Here is a 936-nt window from a genome sequence, read left to right as displayed (position 1 = left end):
TAACTCAAGTTGCGAGATATTTCACACGTAATAAAAAAATCTGTTCTGCCAGCGGCCGGAGTACGTTTTAAAGTTTGGACACTTTTAAAATGCAACAGCCATGACAGAACAGACCATTACAATATACTGCTTTATTGACGATTTCTTCCATGCCGTCGGCAGAAAAGCTGATGCCCACTGCAAAATAAGCGATGCCGAGCTATTGACCACAGCCTTGCTGGCGGCCCGCTACTTCCATGGTAACCTCCACTCGGCCTATTCTTACATGCAGGCCCACCACGGGGTGAAGCGCATCGACAAGTCCGGCTTTGTCCGTCGTCTGCACGCACTCAAGGAGCAGCCTGGCCCTGTTCACTGCGCTGGGGCAAAGTCTGAAAGAGCTCAACACCTCGTGCGCTTACCTGATCGACTCCTTTCCCGTGGCCGTGTGCGACAACATCCGCATTCCCTCCTGCCACCTGCTCAAGGGGGAGGCCTACCGGGGCAAGTGCGTCAGCAAGCGGCGTTACTTCTATGGCTTCCGCGTGCAGGTGGTCACCACCTCGGGCGGGGTGCCGGTTCAGTTCTACATCCACGCAGGCTCCTTCGTGGACGTCACCGCCTTTAAGGCCATGGAACTGGACCTGCCCCGGGGCAGCCAACTCTACGCGGATGCCGGCTACACCTGCTATCAGGTGGAAGACCTGCTAAAAGAATGCGAGCAGGTTCAGCTCCACTGCTGCCGCAAGTCTAACAGCAAGCGAAAGGATGAGCCCCACATGGCCTTTCTCAAGGACTACTACCGAAAGCGGATCGAAACTACCTTTTCAGGTATCACCGGCTTTTTCCCAAAGAAAATCCATGCCGTCACTGCCCAAGGATTCATCCTTAAGCTTATCCTATTTATCTCCGCCTACTCTCTAACTCAAGTCATCGAGTAAATCGCAACTTGGGTTA

Annotated in this window: 1 pseudogene; it reads left to right on the top strand. The window is 53.5% G+C overall.

Annotated elements, in window-relative coordinates:
* Positions 1 to 100: 100 nt before the first annotated feature.
* Positions 101 to 920 (top strand): annotated as a pseudogene (locus tag JT718_RS20400) (IS982 family transposase).
* Positions 921 to 936: the final 16 nt, after the last annotated feature.

Origin of the sequence: Rufibacter psychrotolerans (genome assembly GCF_016924645.1) — a bacterium.
Classification (GTDB): domain Bacteria; phylum Bacteroidota; class Bacteroidia; order Cytophagales; family Hymenobacteraceae; genus Nibribacter; species Nibribacter psychrotolerans.
Note: the sequence above shows the minus strand (reverse complement) of the source record. Positions and strands in the feature narration are given on the sequence as shown.